The 15,011-nt window shown below is 72.5% G+C and carries 15 protein-coding genes and 1 pseudogene; 7 read left to right on the top strand and 9 right to left on the bottom strand.

Features of this window, described 5'->3' with window-relative positions:
* Window positions 1–641, top strand: a pseudogene (locus tag ACWC2T_RS42700) (hypothetical protein); the annotation flags it as partial.
* A 52-nt stretch (window positions 642–693) separates the two neighbouring features.
* Here ACWC2T_RS42700 and ACWC2T_RS42695 read toward each other — a convergent pair.
* From ACWC2T_RS42695 to ACWC2T_RS42675, 5 genes are all read right to left on the bottom strand, one after another.
* Complete coding sequence (locus tag ACWC2T_RS42695) at window positions 694–1,200, bottom strand: GNAT family N-acetyltransferase (protein WP_450675683.1); 507 nt, start codon at window positions 1,198–1,200, stop codon at window positions 694–696.
* Window positions 1,201–1,338: 138 nt separating this feature from the next.
* Window positions 1,339–3,531 (bottom strand): MMPL family transporter, encoded by a 2,193-nt coding sequence (locus ACWC2T_RS42690; protein ID WP_450675682.1) that lies wholly within the window; start codon window positions 3,529–3,531, stop codon window positions 1,339–1,341.
* Window positions 3,532–3,792: 261 nt separating this feature from the next.
* Window positions 3,793–4,446: a maleylpyruvate isomerase N-terminal domain-containing protein gene (locus ACWC2T_RS42685; protein WP_450675681.1), complete on the bottom strand. Its 654-nt coding sequence runs from the start codon at window positions 4,444–4,446 to the stop codon at window positions 3,793–3,795.
* A 76-nt stretch (window positions 4,447–4,522) separates the two neighbouring features.
* A complete protein-coding gene (locus ACWC2T_RS42680; protein WP_450675680.1) occupies window positions 4,523–4,888 on the bottom strand; it encodes a 5-carboxymethyl-2-hydroxymuconate Delta-isomerase in 366 nt (121 codons plus the stop codon).
* A gap of 83 nt (window positions 4,889–4,971) precedes the next feature.
* Window positions 4,972–5,823 carry a helix-turn-helix transcriptional regulator gene (locus ACWC2T_RS42675; RefSeq protein WP_450675679.1) on the bottom strand — a complete coding sequence of 284 codons (852 nt, stop codon included), beginning with the start codon at window positions 5,821–5,823 and terminating at the stop codon, window positions 4,972–4,974.
* An 88-nt stretch (window positions 5,824–5,911) separates the two neighbouring features.
* On the opposite strand from ACWC2T_RS42675, the gene ACWC2T_RS42670 reads away from it, so the two are divergent.
* Window positions 5,912–6,703: an SDR family NAD(P)-dependent oxidoreductase gene (locus ACWC2T_RS42670; protein WP_450675678.1), complete on the top strand. Its 792-nt coding sequence runs from the start codon at window positions 5,912–5,914 to the stop codon at window positions 6,701–6,703.
* Window positions 6,704–6,715: 12 nt separating this feature from the next.
* On the opposite strand, the gene ACWC2T_RS42665 is transcribed toward ACWC2T_RS42670, so the two are convergent.
* Complete coding sequence (locus ACWC2T_RS42665; protein WP_450675677.1) at window positions 6,716–7,588, bottom strand: SGNH/GDSL hydrolase family protein; 873 nt, start codon at window positions 7,586–7,588, stop codon at window positions 6,716–6,718.
* Window positions 7,589–7,978: 390 nt separating this feature from the next.
* Between ACWC2T_RS42665 and ACWC2T_RS42660 the strand changes: the two genes are divergently transcribed.
* Window positions 7,979–8,968, top strand: coding sequence for an NAD-dependent epimerase/dehydratase family protein (locus tag ACWC2T_RS42660; protein WP_450675676.1), 990 nt, complete (start codon window positions 7,979–7,981; stop codon window positions 8,966–8,968).
* A gap of 87 nt (window positions 8,969–9,055) precedes the next feature.
* The gene (locus ACWC2T_RS42655; protein WP_450675675.1) at window positions 9,056–9,361 is read left to right on the top strand and encodes a hypothetical protein; all 306 of its coding nucleotides are present in this window, start codon (window positions 9,056–9,058) and stop codon (window positions 9,359–9,361) included.
* A 10-nt stretch (window positions 9,362–9,371) separates the two neighbouring features.
* Here the strand turns inward: ACWC2T_RS42655 and ACWC2T_RS42650 are convergent, their stop codons facing one another.
* The gene (locus ACWC2T_RS42650; RefSeq protein WP_450675674.1) at window positions 9,372–10,478 is read right to left on the bottom strand and encodes a sensor histidine kinase; all 1,107 of its coding nucleotides are present in this window, start codon (window positions 10,476–10,478) and stop codon (window positions 9,372–9,374) included.
* Between the two features lie 2 nt (window positions 10,479–10,480).
* Window positions 10,481–11,224, bottom strand: a complete 744-nt coding sequence (locus ACWC2T_RS42645) for a response regulator transcription factor (RefSeq protein ID WP_450675673.1) — start codon at window positions 11,222–11,224, stop codon at window positions 10,481–10,483.
* 111 nt (window positions 11,225–11,335) lie between these two features.
* Here ACWC2T_RS42645 and ACWC2T_RS42640 point away from each other — a divergent pair, with 111 nt between their 5' ends.
* From ACWC2T_RS42640 to ACWC2T_RS42630, 3 genes are read left to right on the top strand one after another with little or no spacing between them, the layout of a single operon-like run.
* A complete protein-coding gene (locus ACWC2T_RS42640) occupies window positions 11,336–12,028 on the top strand; it encodes a glycosyltransferase family 2 protein (RefSeq protein WP_450675672.1) in 693 nt (230 codons plus the stop codon).
* On the top strand, window positions 12,025–12,639 hold the full coding sequence (locus ACWC2T_RS42635; protein WP_450675671.1) for a TIGR04282 family arsenosugar biosynthesis glycosyltransferase: 615 nt from the start codon (window positions 12,025–12,027) through the stop codon (window positions 12,637–12,639). Before ACWC2T_RS42640 ends, ACWC2T_RS42635 begins: the two co-directional genes overlap by 4 nt.
* Entirely contained in the window at window positions 12,639–13,391 is a 753-nt protein-coding gene (locus ACWC2T_RS42630) for a class I SAM-dependent methyltransferase (RefSeq protein ID WP_450675670.1), read from the top strand. Before ACWC2T_RS42635 ends, ACWC2T_RS42630 begins: the two co-directional genes overlap by 1 nt.
* A gap of 313 nt (window positions 13,392–13,704) precedes the next feature.
* Here the strand turns inward: ACWC2T_RS42630 and ACWC2T_RS42625 are convergent, their stop codons facing one another.
* Complete coding sequence (locus ACWC2T_RS42625; protein WP_450675669.1) at window positions 13,705–14,937, bottom strand: molybdopterin-dependent oxidoreductase; 1,233 nt, start codon at window positions 14,935–14,937, stop codon at window positions 13,705–13,707.
* Window positions 14,938–15,011 lie beyond the last annotated feature (74 nt).

The following is a 15,011-nucleotide window of genomic DNA, read 5'->3' as shown; positions in this document are numbered from 1 at the left end:
CCTCCTTAACCCCTCCCGCCCCCCCCCCGACCTACTCCCGTCCTCCCCCCCCCCGCCCCACCGCGACCCGCTTCCCAGCGGCCCTCCCCCGGCCGACCGCGCACGAGGTCGTACGGCAGCGCGGGCGCGCCTCCCCGGGGCTCCTTGCCGGGGTGGCCCTCGGTCCACTGGGCTGGGCGGGGTATGTGCTGTGGGTGGGACGGCAGACCGGTGACCTGTGGCACGGCTACCTGCGGGTGCAGAGTGCCTGGAACTCCCGCCTGGACCTCTCGGTCGGGCCCCTGCGGTTCCTGGAGTCGATGCCGTTGCAGGGCAGTTGGGTGACCTACCCGGTGTCCGTGGTCCTGGTCGTGGCAGGCATCGTGTCGTTCTGCCTCTTGTGTCAGGACCGCGCCCCGCTGCCGCTGGTGGTCTTCGCGGGCGTGCTGCTGCTGTTGGCGGTCGCGGTGTCCGGTCCCTTCTCCTCCAAGCCGCGCTTCCTGCTTCCCGCGTTCCCCCTGCTCATCCCCCCGGCCCGCGCCCTCGCACGGGTGTGGCGCCCGGCCCCGTCGCCCCGGGCCCGCCTGGTGTGCGGCGGCCTCATCACCGTGTCCCTGCTCTACGGCGCCTACCTGGCGGCACTCGCCGGCCAGCCGCTGTGAGGCACCGGCGCAGGCGCGCGACCGCCCAGGAGGCACGGTCGGCTCCGCGGGCTCAGAGATCCTTGCGCATCAGGACACACATCGTCTCGTGCCGGCGGATGACACCGTCCGGTCCTTCCGCGTCCCAGGCATCCGGCGCACGGCCGTACGCCGCATAGCCCAGGCGCTCGTACAGCGCGCGGGCCCGCGGGTTGTCCTCCTCCACGGCGAGTTCCGCCCTGCTCAGGCCGCGGCCCGCGATGCGCTGTTCGGCGGCGCTGATCAGGAGCGTGCCGAGGCCTCGGGACTGCAGCGCCGGGAGCACCGCGAGCTGCCACAGGGTGCCGGCTCCCTCGGACACCCGGTAGTCGACGCCGCCGATCGCCACGGGCAGGTCCACCGGGGTGCAGACCGCCAGGTAGTCCACCTCCCCCGCCGCGGCCCGCGCCAGCTCCCGCTCCACCTGGCGCAGATGGGTGGCCGAGCCGGACCAGGTGCACGCGGGGAGATCGCGGGGCAGCAGGTCGCGTACGCCGACGGGCAGGACGACGGTTGCCGTGAACTCACCTTGAGCTGTCACAGCACTGAGTATGCCGCCAGTCGGGCTTCATGCCCGGATCTCCGCAGGGTTCACCCGTACCCCCGCGACGTGCCGACGGGGAGTCCGGTCAGGCCCCATGGGACCCGGCCGGACTCCCCGTCACGCCGTACGTCGCCGCTAGTTGCGGCGCCCCGCGGGATCGTGGGCGAGGGAGTCCCGGTCGGCGCCGGGCCTCGACGCGGAGCCGCCGACAGCGGTGCCGGTGCCGGACGGCGCCGCCTCGGCCCGGTCACCGTGCCCCGGCCACCACGCGGCATGGCCGATCAGCGCGGTGAGGCTCGGCGTGAAGAACATCGCCATGACGAAGGCGGCGACCGCGATGCCGAAGGAGACTGCGAAACCCATCTCCGTGAGCAGCGCGTTGCCCGCCAGCATCATCGTCGCGAAGGTCGCCGCCAGGATGAAACCGGCCGCCGCGACGGTCGGTCCGGCGTGCCTGAGCGCCATGCCGGCCGCCTCGCGCGGCTCGCGGCCCTCGCGGGCCTCCTCGCGGAGCCGGGCGATCATGAGGATGTTGTAGTCCGTGCCGATGGCGACCACGAACAGATACATGATCACCGGGAGCATGAACATCAGGCCCGAGTGTCCCTGTCCCTTCTGGAAGATCCACACGGTGGCGCCGAGAGTGGCGCCGAAGCCGAGGCCCACCGACGCCATCAGGTACCAGGGGGCGACGACGCTGCGCAGCAGCAGTCCCAGTATCACCATGATGAGGATCGCGGCCACCGGGAAGACCGTCTTGTAGTCGTGGTTCACCGCGGTGTTGATGTCCTTGTAGATCGAGGACATGCCGCCGACGACCGCCTCGGTGCCGTCAGGGGCGTTGGCGTGCGCGACGTCCCGCACCCGGCCGACGGTGTCGATCGCCTTGTCCGTCGACGCCTCGTACTTGAGCGTGACGGTGAAGTCGGCGGTGCTGCCGTCCTTGTTCACCTGTGTCATACGGGCGTTCGCGACCCCGTTCACGGCCCCGAGCTTGCTCACGTACGCGCCGAAGGCGGCCTTGTCCAGCGGCTTGCCGTCGGTGCTGGACAGGTAGACGTCGGTGGGTGCCGCGGCGCCCGCCGAGTACGCCTTCTGCATCTGGTCCTGGACGACCATGGACTCCTTGGTCTTCGGCATGGAGCCCGAGGCCAGGTCGAACGTGGCGTGGTAGCTGAAGATGCCGAGCGACAGCGCGACCAGGACGAGACCGGACACTGCCGCCGCGAGCGCCGGGCGGCGCTGCACCCCACGGCCGAGGGCGGCGAACCGGGCGTTCTCCGGCTCCTTCTGCCAGGACTTGGAAGGCCAGAAGACCTTGGGCCCGATCAGCGAGACCACCGCCGGGACCAGGGTCAGACCCGCAACGAGGGTCGCGCCGACCGCGATGGCGAGCGCCGGACCCATCTGCTTGAGGAAGCCGAGGGTCGACAGCACCAGCGCGAGGAAGGCGATGATGACGGCACCGGCGGCCGAGGCGATGGCCTCGCCGACCCGGCCGACCGCGTTGATCATGGCCTCCTTGGCTTCGTCACCGGCCCGCAGGCGCTCGCGGTAACGGAACATCAGGAACAGGAAGTAGTCCGTGCCCACGCCGAAGAGCACGACGATCAGGATCGACGAGATCGAGCTGTTGGCCTGCAGGCCGAACAGCTTGGTGGCGTAGGCGATCAGGCCGTTGGCGACGGCGGACACCAAGCCGATCAGCACGAGGGGTAGTACGGCCAGGATCGGCGCCCGGAAGATGATCAGCAAGGTCACGAGGATGATCGCGAAGGTGCCGAAGCCGATCAGCGCCTGTCCTCGCTTCGACGAGTCCTGCTGGTCGAGGGCCTGGGCGGCGGAACCGCCGAGCTTGACGTCGAGATGCGTGCCCTGGGCCAGCTTCTTGACGTCGTCGCGCAACACCTTGGCCGCGTCGGCCTGTTTGGGCTGACCGGCGTTCTTGCTGTCCAACTGGACGAGGGTCAGGTCATACCTGCCGTCCTTCGACGGCGGGCCGGGGACGACCTTCTGCACTTCGTCGATGTGCTTCTTGCCCAGTTCCGTGGTGATCCGGGCGACGTCCTGCTTGTCGGCGGCGGTCAGCCTGCCGCCGTCCGTGCGCTGGTACAGCGCGATCGCGGACGGGGTGAAGGCGCTGGGGAACGCCTTCTGCTGGAGATCCGCCGCTTTGATGGACTCGTAACTCTTGGGAAGGAAGCTGCTCTCGTCACTGTTCGAGGGCAGACTCGGAGCGGTGGCGACGATCGCCACCGCGGCGATCAGCCATGCCACGATCGTCCACACTGGATGTCGGACGACAGTGTTGCCAATACGTCGGAACATGCGGAAGGTCCTCCTGGACAGGAAGATCACCGCAGCCCGGGGAGCGGTCCCTGGCATCGGCGACCCCGAACGGCACGTATCGAACGGGCCGGTCGATCGGTTGTCTTGGGCCACATGGTAGTGACCGGGTACGAAGAACATCTCATCAAGTGGTCTCGGCTCGAGTGTCGTTCGAGCGCCCGGGGGACGGGAGCGCACGGGGGACACGGAAGCCTTCGACCGAGGCCGGGCCGCGGGGAGCCCGGAGACGGGACGGGCCGCTCAGCCGAGAACGAACGGGAGTTCGGTGGCAAGGTCACCCAGCACGGCCTTCTGCGCGTCGGTCGGCGTACGGCGTCCGGTGCCGATCAGCAGCGCTTCCCTGTCGGAGAACGCGGCGGGGAACGCGCTCCCGGCGATCTTCTCCAGCGACGCTCGCGCCGCCGCGAGGGTCTCGGCGGGCGGTTGGGCGGCCGACGGCAGATGGGCGATCAGGTCGAGGTGGTGCAAGGTCCACTCGACCACGTACGCGGACAGGTAGTCGCCGACGGTCAGCACCTCGTCGCGCGTGCTGACACGGACCGCCGGATCGGCGAGTTCGGCGGCGCGGCCCGCCGCGGAACCGACGTCGTCCAAGTGGAACTTCAGCCACCGCGGCTCGCCGTAGGCGGCGGCCAGCCGGGGGATCAGCGCGTCGAGCGGATCCTTGCCGGTCGGTGGTTCGACCAGGTTCCAGTAGGTGACCGCGTCCACGGTCGGTTCGGTGTCGGCCGGTGTGACCAGGGTGATCAGGACGTCCTGGGCGTCGATGACCAGGTGGCACACCAGGTCCCGTACCAGCCAGCCGGTACAGCCGGACGGCCGCTCGAAGTCCTCGTCCGGGACTTCCGCGACCGCTGTGCGTAATGCCGTCCACGAGCGTGAGAAGAGATCCACTGGCCGCACGGTAGTGCGAGGCCGACGTGGCGGACAACCGAATTCGCACCGGTCGGCACCGACTCCGGGCCGGGGCTCACCGAGCGGAGGGCGAAAGCCGGTAGGAGGCCGCCAGGTCGCGGACCTCCACCGACAAAAACAGCCGCTCCTCACCCCCGTCGTCCGCCGGCAGGTGCTTGGCGAGCAGGGCCAGAACGCTCTCCGACAGCCGCGCCTTCCGCGCCTGTGACCGGCCGGGCATGAGGCCGACCTCCACATGGACGAAGGCGGCCTCTCCGCTGGGCTCGTCCCCGGCGTACGTCTCCGCCGGGCGGAGCAGCGTCTTGCACACGCCCGACGTACCGGACTCCTCGACCACGAGCGGGTGCAGCTCCTCGACAAGGGCACGAGCATCGAAGGCTGCGGCCAGTCGGGAGGAGTAGTCGATGGTGAGGTGCGGCATGGAGGGCCTTTCACGCGTTCCCCGTAGTTTCGCCAGGCAACTATTTTCCCTCATGCCCCGTCCGCGCCTTACGGCGGGTCGGCTCAGCGCGCGGCGTCCATGCGCTGGGTGCCGATCACCGACAGCAGCCGCAGCGCCTCCTCGGACGGTGTGCCGGGGACGGCGGTGTAGATCACGACCTGCTGGTCCCGGTCGCTGAGGTCGAGGGCGTCGCAGTTGACGGTGACCGGCCCGAGAAGCGGATGCCGGAACGTCTTGCGGAGGGTGCGTTCGCCGTCCACGTCGTGCGCGTCCCACAGCCGGGCGAACTCCTGGCTGTCGTCGTGCAGTTCGCGGATCAGCCCGGTGACCTCGGGATCGTCGGGGTAGCGTGCGGCGGCCGTGCGCAGCCGGCGCACCGCGTGCCGGGCGAACGCGTCGCCATCGGACTCGCCGTACAGGCTCTGCCCCTCGGAACGTCGCCCGAGGAAGGCACGGCGCGCGAGGTTGCGGTCGCGGCGCGGCAGTGCCGAGAAGTCCTCCATCAGAGCGGCGGCCAGCTCGTTCCAGGCGAGCACCTCCAGCGTGGCCGAGGTGACGAAGGCGGCGGACTGCGGCAGCCGGTGGATCAGGTCGAGGATGCTCTGGCGCACCTCGCGCGGGGGCCCGGGCGCACGGTCGGGCGGGGCTCCCGCCAGCAGATGGAGGTGCTCGCGTTCGGCGTCCGACAGCCGCAGGGCGCGGGCCAGCCCGGCCAGTACCTCACGGGACGGACGCGGGCCGCGGGCCTGCTCAAGCCGGGTGTAGTACTCGGTCGAGATGAACGCCAGCTGCGCCACCTCCTCGCGGCGCAGCCCCGGTGTGCGCCGCCGCGGCCCGGCGGCCAGGCCCACGTCGGCAGGGCTGATCCGCTCGCGCCTGCTGCGCAGGAATCCCGCCAGTTCCGCTCTGTCCACACCCCCAGTGTGCGGGTGGACCGCGAGCCCCATCCAGGTACTGAGGGTGCCTGGCTCGGACCCGTCCCGCGGGCGCACGCTCGCTGCCATGGACCACACACCGAACGGGGACACGCCCCCGCAGGGCCTGCTGGCCGGCAAGGTCGCCTTCATCACCGGCGCGGGGCGCGGAATCGGCGCCGCCGCGGCGCGGCTCTTCGCCCGGGAAGGGGCCCGGGTCCTGCTCGCGGCCCGTACCGAGGGCCAGCTGAAGGCCGTCACCGAGAAAGTGCGGGCGGCGGGCGGCACCGCGGACCACGTCGTGTGCGACCTGGCCGACACGGCGAGCGTGCGGGCCGCCGTGGACCGTACCGTCGACCTGTACGGCCGCCTCGACATCGCTTTCAACAACGGCGCGACGATCCAGCCGCCGGGCCCCATGGACCAGCTCCCGGAGGCCGAGTTCGACCACGTGTACAGGGTGAACCTCAAGAGCGTGTGGCTGGCCATGGTCGCCGAGGTCGCCGCCATCCGGGCCACCGCCGGCACGGGCGCCATCGTCAACAACTCGTCCGTCGGCAGTCTGCGGGGCAACCCCGAACTGCCCGCGTACGGTGCGATGAAGCGGGCGGTGAACAGCCTCACCGAGTCGGCGGCGGTGACGTACGGACCCGAAGGCATCCGCGTCAACGCGATCGCGCCCGGCAACACCCTGACGGAGATGATCCGGGCCTGGGAAGCGGAGGCGCCCGGTCTTCAGGACCGGCTCACGGCGCTCACCCCGCTGCGCCGTGCGGCCGTTCCCGAGGAGATCGCCGAGGCCGCCGCCTGGCTGCTGAGCGACCGTTCCTCCTTCGTGACGGGCACGGTGCTGCGGGTCGACGGCGGCGCACGCGCCTGACCGGGCGCGGGGTCAGCCGAGACCGAGGACGCTCATGGTGCGCTCGGCCATGCGCTGCTCGCCGAGCGCGTTGGGGTGGACCGGGACGATGTTCTGCCCGAAGAGGAGCGGCTCGATCCACCGGGTGCCGACGGCCTGGCACGCGTCGTGCCCCTCGGACGCCTCGGAGAAGTCCACGTACGTGGCCCCGGTCTCCGCGGCGGCGCGCTGCACGACGGCGTTGAGATGGGCCTGCAGAGCGTGCAGGTAGGGCACGTCGCCGGAGGCTACCGGCAGCCGGGCGAAGCAGGACGGGTCGGCGGTGGCGGGCGTGATCCACGGGTAACCCAGCACTGCGACGCGGGCGCCCGGCGCCTTGGCCCGCACGGCACGCAGCGCGTTCTTCAGCGCGGGGTAGGTCTTCGCGTCGATCGCGTCGTCGAAGGAGGTGCCGTAGGTGTCCTTGCACGGACTGCCCTTGCCCCCGCTGAGGATGCCCGCACTGCCGCAGGCGAGCATGGCGCCTATGAAGGTGCCGTTGTCGTTGCCGCCGATCGTCAGCGTCACCAGATCGGTGTCCGCGCCGACCGCGTCCGCCTGCGGGGCGAGGCCGGGGTACTGGGACGTTGTGAAGTCCTTGGTCTGGGCGGCGCCGCAGGTGACGTCCGTCAGCCGAGCCCCGGAGCGGGCGGCGATGACGTGGGGGTAGTTGGCCGTGGAGCGCAGGCAGACCAGGTTGCTCGTGTCGACGGGCAGGACGCCCGAGGCGGCGCTGTAACTGTCGCCGAGGGCGGCGTAGTTGAGCGGTGTCGTGGCGTGGGCGGGTACGGCGGCGGGGCCGAGGGCCAGCGCGCCGGCGAGTGCGGAGGCCACGGCGACGGCACGGCGCAGGGCAGGCTTGGGCATGGGCGGGTGCTCCCTCTTCTCGGGTGGGGGGCGCAGAGCAGGCGGGCATGACGGGGCCCGCGCGTGTGCTGGTGCGCGAGAAAGCGGCGGCTCGGAGCAGTGGGGAAGTGGCAGTGGGGAAGTGCCCGTTCGCGGGATTACCGCGGGGTTCTACCGATAGGTAATGTGCGGTCGCCGCGCCACGGAGTCAACGTTGTTGACAGAAATTCTTGAAACGGGGCCCGGTCCTGTCGGCCCGACGAGCGGCGCATGGAGCGGTGGGCCGTCGGCTGGGAGCGGTTCGACGCCCACAGGGGCCCGAGGACGGGCTGAGACCGCCATCTCTTACCGAGTCGTGACGTGGCGGTCGTGTGCCCCGGTCCCGGCGCCGTCCGCGTCTAGCGTGGCCGTATGCGTGTACTGGTCACCGGCGGAGCCGGGTTCATCGGGTCCCATGTCGTCGAGGCGCTGCGAGCGCGCGGGCACGAGGCACTCTCGTACGACGTCCGGGAGGATCCCGGCGCGGACGTGCGCAACCCGGCGTCCGTGGCACGGGCGCTGGCGGGGGTGGACGCCGTCTGCCACCAGGCGGCGATGGTCGGGCTCGGCAACGGTGTCGCCGACGCGGCGGAGTACGTCTCGCGCAACGATCTCGGCACGGCCGTGCTGGTCGCGGCCATGGCGGAGGCGGGGGTACGGCGCCTGGTGCTCGCGGGGTCGATGGTGGTGTACGGGGAGGGGCGTTACGCGTGCCCCCGTCACGGGGTCGTACGCCCCGGACCGCGGGCCAAGGCCGACCTGGAGGCGGGCCGCTTCGAACCACCCTGCCCGCGGTGCGGTGCGTCGCTCGCCCCCGGTCTCGTCACCGAGGACGCCCCGCCCGACCCGCGCAACGTCTACGCCGCGACCAAACTCGCCCAGGAACACCTGTCGGCCGCCTGGGCCCGCGCCACCGGCGGCACCGCGATCTCGTTGCGCTACCACAATGTGTACGGCCCCCGGATGCCACGCGACACCCCGTACGCCGGCGTCGCCTCCTTCTTCCGCTCGGCCCTCGAACGCGGCGATGCTCCGCGAGTGTTCGAGGACGGCCGGCAACGGCGGGACTTCGTCCATGTACGGGACGTGGCCGCGGCCAACGTCCTGGCGCTGGAGGCCGGGCCCCGCCCGGGAATCCTCACGGCGTACAACACCGGCAGCGGTGAGCCGCACACGGTCGGCGACCTGGCCCGCGCCCTGTCCGCCGCCCACGGCGGCCCGGACCCGGTCGTCACCGGCGAGTACCGCCTGGGGGACGTCCGCCACATCACGGCGGACTCCTCCCGGCTGCGTGCGGAACTCGGCTGGAAGCCGGAGGTGGCCTTCGCGGAGGGAATGCGGGAGTTCACGCGAACGCACTGAGCGTGTCCCCACCAGCGGGACGGCGTCGCCAACGATCATGGCGGTTGATGCGCACGGATTTCGCATGACCGAGTCGAAAGGACAGCCATGTCGCGACGGACCCTGAGACCGACCCGCGCCCAGGTCGCAGCGCTGCTCACCGCGCCGGTGCTCGGCCTGGGCCTCCTCGTCCCACCGGCCTTCGCGGACACGCCGCCGCCCGGCCAGAAGATCGACGGCGCGACCGTCATCGACAGGGTCTGCCGGCAGGCGAACGACGATCCCGAGGACGGCCCGGGCCTGTCCTGCGAGAAGGACATCGCGCCGATGCTCTCGCGTCTCATCGGCCCGGGGAGCGGGCTCACCTGCCGGAGCCAGTCCCCGAGCGCCATCGACTGCCGCCGGGAGAGGTGACCGTTCGCGCCTACCCCGTCGGAAGGGTCACCTCGAAGCGGCAGCCGCCCGGGATGTTGCGGACGGTGGCCCGGCCCTGATGGGCCTCGACGATGCCCCGTACGATCGCCAGCCCCAGCCCCGCACCGGCGGGCGGGGTCCGGGCGTCGGTGCCGCGCCAGCCGGTGTCGAAGACGCGCGGCAGGTCCTCCTCGGGGATGCCGCCGCAGCCGTCCGTGACGGACAGCACCACGCCGTCGTCGGTGCGCTCGGCGGCGACCGCGACGGTGCCGTCCGGCGGGGTCCGGCGGATGGCGTTGACCAGGAGGTTGCCGAGCACGCGGGTCATCTCCTTGCCGTCCACCTCCACCGGAACGGCTTCGACGCGATCGCCCACCAGCCGTACCCCGTGTTCCCGGGCGAGCGGGTCGGCGCCGGCCAGTGCGTCGCAGACCAGGTCGTACAGGGAGATCCGGGCCGGGCTCAGCGGGAGGGTGCCGGCATGGATGCGGGAGAGTTCGAAGAGGTCGCCGACCATGTCGTTGAGCCGTTCGACCTCGGTGCGGATCTGCTTGAGGTAGCGGCCGGGGTCGGCGGCCACACCGTCCTCCAGCGCCTCCGACATGGCGCGCAGCCCGGCGAGCGGGGTACGCAGGTCGTGCGAGATCCAGGCGACCAGCTCGCGCCGGGACTTCTCCAAGGCCCGCTCCCGCTCCCGGGATTCGGCCAGCCGTGCGCTGGTGGCGGCCAACTCGCGGCCGAGGGCGTCCAGTTCGGCGGTGGCCGGGCGGTGCGGGGCGGCGAAGGCTCCGGCGTCGCCGAACGAGCGGGCGGCGTCGGTGAGTTCCCGGCTGCGGGCGACGACCCAGCGGCCCAGGAGCAGCGCGGTGGCCAGGGAGACCACGGCCGCCATCGCGACGACGGTGGTGACCACGGTCAGGTCGTGCGAGGACAGGAACATCGCCCAGGCGACGGCGAGGGTGCCGGCGAGCATCGCGCCGACACCGACCGCCGCGACCACGGCGACGGAGGCGGTGAGCGAGCGGCGCCGGATCAGGCGCAGCACGCCCGCTCCCGCGACACCCGCGGCCGCCGCGCCGGCGAAGGCGTAGAGGGCGATGAGGAAGGTGTCCCACATGGTCAGTGCACCGCCTCGCCGTTGTCGGAGCCGGGCTCGAAGCGGTAGCCCACGCCCCACACCGTCTGGATCAGGCGGGGCCGGGCCGGATCGTCCTCGACCTTGCCGCGCAGCCGCCGGACATGGACGGTGACGGTCGACAGGTCGCCGAAGTCCCAGCCCCAGACCTCGCGCATCAGGTCCTCCCGGCTGTAGGCCCGGCCCGGGTGCCGCAGGAAGAAGGCGAGCAGGTCGAACTCGCGGAGGGTGAGGGCGAGTTCGGCGCCGTTCTTGGTGGCCCGGCGGGCGTCGGGGTCGACGGTGAGTCCGGCCGCGGCGAGCCGGTGCCCGGTGGCGGAGGGGCGGCTGCGGCGCAGCACCGACTCCACCCGCAGGACCAGTTCGCGGGGGCTGAAGGGCTTGGTGACGTAGTCGTCGGCGCCGACCTCCAGGCCCAGGATGCGGTCGTCCTCGTCGCCTCGGGCGGTGAGCATGATGACCGGCACGGGCCCGCCGGCCCGCATCCGCCGGCACACCTCCAGGCCGTCCATGCCCGGAAGCATCAGGTCGAGCACCACGAGGTCGGGCCGGTGCGCGGCGGCTCGGGTGAGGGCGCTCGGGCCGTCGTCGGCGCGGTCGACCGCATAGCCGGCGCGGTGCAGATATCCGGTGACGACCTCGGCGACGGTCGGATCGTCGTCCACGACCAGGATCCGGGCCGTCTCGCCTGCGGCTTCGGTCCCGTGGGGCTCGTACAGCGATTGCATGGCTCCAGCGTCGCACCGTGCGCCCCGCGGCGTGCGGCCGCGGGTCCGGCGTCCGCGTTTCGTAAGGACCATGAGTCCGATATGCCCGATTGGCGTTCGTAGGGTGAAACCGTGACGACCACTTCAGCGGACGTCGACGTGGTGCTGCCCTGCCTGAACGAGGCCGAGGCCCTGCCCTGGGTGCTCGGCCGGATCCCGGCCGGCTGGCGCGCCCTCGTCGTCGACAACGGTTCCACCGACGGCTCCCCCGACGTCGCCCGCGCGCTCGGTGCGACGGTGGTGCACGAGCCGCGGCGCGGTTTCGGCGCCGCCTGCCACGCCGGGCTGACCGCGGCCACCAGCGACATCGTGTGCTTCTGCGACTGCGACGCCTCCCTCGACCCCGCGCTGCTCGTTCCCTTCGTGCGGGAGATCCGTGACGGCGCGGCCGACCTGGTCCTCGGCCGGCGGCGCCCCGAGGGCCGGGGCGCCTGGCCGGCGCACGCCCGCGCCGGCAACCTCGCGCTGGCCCGGATGCTGCGCCGCCGTACCGGGCTGCGCCTGCACGACCTGGGCCCGTTGCGCGCCGCCCGCCGTGAGCCGCTGCTCGCGCTCGGCCTCACCGACCGGCGCAGCGGCTATCCGCTGCAGATGGTCGTCCGCGCGGCCGACGTCGGCTGGCGCATCGCCGAGCACGACGTGCCCTACCGTCCGCGCACCGGCGCCTCCAAGGTGACGGGCACCTGGCGCGGCACCTGGCAGGCGGTGCGGGACATGAGCCGCGTGCTGGCCGAGACCCCGGCCGACGGGGGGCTCGTACGGTGACCACGTTGCTCGTCATCGCGAAAGAACCGCTGCCAGGGCGGGTCAAGACCCGGCTCACCCCGCCGTTCACGCCGCAGCAGGCGGCTCGGCTCGCCGAGGCGGCGCTCGCGGACACCCTGCATGCCGTGGCGGCGGCCCCGGCGACCCGGCGGGTCCTCGTCCTCGACGGGGCGCCGGGGGACTGGCTACCGGCTGGCTTCGAGGTGCTGCCGCAGTGCGCGGGCACGCTGGACGAGCGGCTGGCGGACGCCTTCGCGCACTGCTCAAGCCCGGCGCTGCTCATCGGCATGGACACCCCACAGGTGACGCCGGACCTGCTCACCGTGGACTTCGACGGCTGCGACGCGTACTTCGGCCCGGCCGAGGACGGTGGTTTCTGGGCCCTGGGCCTGGCCGAGCCCGACCCGGCCCTGCTGCGGGGCGTGCCCATGTCGACGTCCGTGACCGGGGCCGTGCAGCACGAGCGGCTGCTGGCCGCCGGGCTGCGGGTGCGCGAGCTGCCCCGGCTGCGGGACGTCGACACCGTCGCCGACGCGCACGCCGTCGCCGCGCTGGCCCCGCGCGGCCGGTTCGCCGCCCAGCTGGCCCGCTGTACGCCGGTCACGCCGTGATGGGCGGCCATGTCGCCTGGGCGACCGCGGATCCCTACTCCGCCGCCCTGCGCACCGGCCGCGGCCCGCTGTTCCTGCGCCGCACCGACGGCTGGCTGCTGCCGCTGGAGGTGGAACGCTGGTGCGGGCGGGCCGATCAGGTCGACAGGGAGGTCCTGGACCGCTGCGAGGGCGCCGTCCTGGACGTCGGCTGCGGTCCCGGCCGGCTGGTGGCGGAACTCGCCGCCCGGGGCCGTACCGTGCTCGGCATCGACGTCAGCGCGGCCGCCGTCGACCACACGGTCCAGCTGGGCGGGCAGGCGCTGCGGCGCTCGGTCTTCGAGCCGTTGCCCGGCGAGGGCCGCTGGGACACGGTGCTGCTCATGGACGGCAACATCGGCATCGGCGGGGAGCCGTCCGTGCTGCTGGAGCGGGTGGCCGCGCTGCTGCGCCCGGGGGGTCTGCTGATCGCCGAGACCGTACCGGGACACGTCGACGAACGCGCCCGGGTCCAGGTGGTCGACACGGTCGGCGCCTCCCGGGCCACCGGCACCCCGTTTCCCTGGGCGCGCCTCGGCACCCCGGCCCTGCTGCGGTACGCGCGCAGGGCCGGGTGGCGGTCGGTGGCTCAGTGGTCGGCGGGCGGCCGGTGCTTCGCCGCCCTGCGTACCCGCCATACGAGCAGCAGCGCCGAGCCGCCGAAGAGGACGGCGGTGATCAGCAGCCAGCGGGTGAGGAAGCCGTCCGGAGAGAGTCCGGTGGCGGACCGGTAGCGCCCGGCCGTCATGCCGCTGATCAGCGGGAACCAGACGAGCAGGAGCAGCCCGGACAGCAGGGCCGGAACGCGCACGTACAGCGTCCAGCCGCGCCGTCCGGCCGCCGCCAGGCCGCCGGTGACCGCCCGGTCGGCCGCCGTGTACAGCGGCAGCAGGACGAGGTCGTGCAGCAGGGCGGCGCCCACGATCCACAGCGCCACCCCGAACCAGTCACCGGCGAGCAGCCGCACCCCGGCGTACGTGGCGAGCGCGAACGAGCAGGCGAGCAGCAGCAGTTGGAAGGGGCTGCCGAGGCTGAGGCGAGGCGGCATCACAGGTCTCCGAAGGTCAGCCGGCCCACCCACTTGGTGTTGAGCACACCGGGTGCCGCCGGGACGATGATCCGAGCCGGGTGGCCGTGGTCGGGGGACAGTTCCTCGCCGTTGACGAAGAGGGCGAGCAGGGAGCGTCCGTCGGCCACCTGGTTGGCACGCAGGGCCGCACGCCGGAACGCTCCGTGCCGTTGCAGGGACTCCACGAGCACGTCCGGCGGATCCGCGTCGTACCCGACGAGCGCGGCGAGGTCACGCAGCCGTACCCCGCGCCACCACTGGTCCGCGGTCGACCAGCCCTCCACGCAGGCGATGGGCAACGACGCGCTGTGCTGGGGCAGTCGGAGCAGCTGGGCGCGGCTGAGCCGGACGGTTCCGGTGCGGCCGGTGACGACGAGCCGCCAGGCGTCCTCGTGGGTGTCGGCCGCAGTGATGCCGGCGTAGGCGGCGGTCTTGTTGATCTGGAAGCCGTTCGGGCCGCCGCCGGGGTCGGCGGTGCCGTGCGGCGCGAGCAGGGCAGTACGACGGAAGGGCCCGCCCAGGCTCTGCCCGACCGTGGTCAGGAACAGCAGCAGCGAACCGCCGCCGACCAGCGCCAGCGCGCCGCGCCGGGAGACGGTGGGCGTCGCGGGGCGCGGGGAGACGAGGTCGTTCTGCTCCTGCCCGCGCCGCCGTACGGCGCGTACCGCAGCGGGTGTCTTCAGCGCGGCGTGTGCGACGAACGCGGCGAAGAACACCCATGCCCCGTAGAAGTGCAGCGGGTAGAAGGAGCCCGGGAAGACATAGTCCAGCTGGACGTTGAGGACTCCGGTGGTGAACTCGAACAGTCCTCCCCCGACGAGCAGCAGCAGGGAGATCCGCTCCAGCGCATGGGCGAGGGAGCGGGCCGGGGGCAGGGTGAAGAGCCTGGGCACCACCGACCACAGTTTGGCCAGCAGGACCGGGATCAGGGTGATGCCGAGGGTGACGTGGACGCCTTGGGTGAGCCGGTACAGCCACACCGGGCCGGTGGGCCAGGCGAAGAGGTAGAAGCCCAGGATGCCCTTGTCCGGAGTCATGTCGTTGACCCGCGACAGGCCCGGGTTGTAGGCGGCGTACGACACCAGGCCGGTCACGAACAGCACGGTGACGCCGACGAGCAGGACGAGGCCGAGCACCGAGGTGAACCAGGGGCCGCGCAGGGGGCTGCGCCAGAAGCCTGGGGACGTGGGAAGCCGGGGATGGTCGCGCATGTCCCGACCGTAGGCCGGGACACCCCCGGAAAAGGGTCTGCGACCGGTGACGAAACGCTGACGTCGGGCCCGCA

The organism is Streptomyces sp. NPDC001393 (assembly GCF_053597455.1).
The sequence above is the reverse complement of the archived record's forward strand: the minus strand, read 5'-3'. Positions and strand labels throughout refer to the sequence as shown.